The sequence below is a fragment of the Bacillus cereus group sp. BfR-BA-01331 genome, assembly GCF_022663915.1.
Lineage (GTDB): Bacteria > Bacillota > Bacilli > Bacillales > Bacillaceae_G > Bacillus_A > Bacillus_A mycoides.
Genome location: NZ_JAKUGJ010000171.1, coordinates 1 through 381, shown reverse-complemented (window position 1 = coordinate 381; position 381 = coordinate 1). Strand labels below are relative to the sequence as shown.

The window sequence follows — 381 nt, the reverse complement described above, 5'->3', positions numbered from 1 at the left end:
GTGAGGTGATTGGTAATAGGTCTTTCGTGAGCTAACCTAGATTAGTGCTATTTAATCAATTCTAAATCTACCCTTATGGGCGCACATACATCTCTATCAAGTCGTCGAAGGTTACATCTTTTTGCGGGTTGTGCAGCTTTAATAAATAGATATGTTGCTTAAGATGGTTACGCTGTGCTTGTTCAAAGAATGCATTATTGGATTCAGATAAACCTTGAATAACCATTGCGAAAACCTCTGCTACTTTATCAACTGGTCCACGCAGAATGTTTATGTTTTTTGTATCAGGGTTAGTTGGATCAATATAGTAAACAGAGCTTTCAGGAATTTTGTGTGCTTGTACTAACTTAAATACTTTTTGACATAAATCATTACTCGGTT

Annotated in this window: 1 pseudogene; it reads right to left on the bottom strand. The window is 36.0% G+C overall.

The window, feature by feature from the left end:
• Positions 1-73: 73 nt before the first annotated feature.
• Positions 74-381: pseudogene (locus MR155_RS31505) on the bottom strand (conjugal transfer protein TraG); the annotation flags it as partial.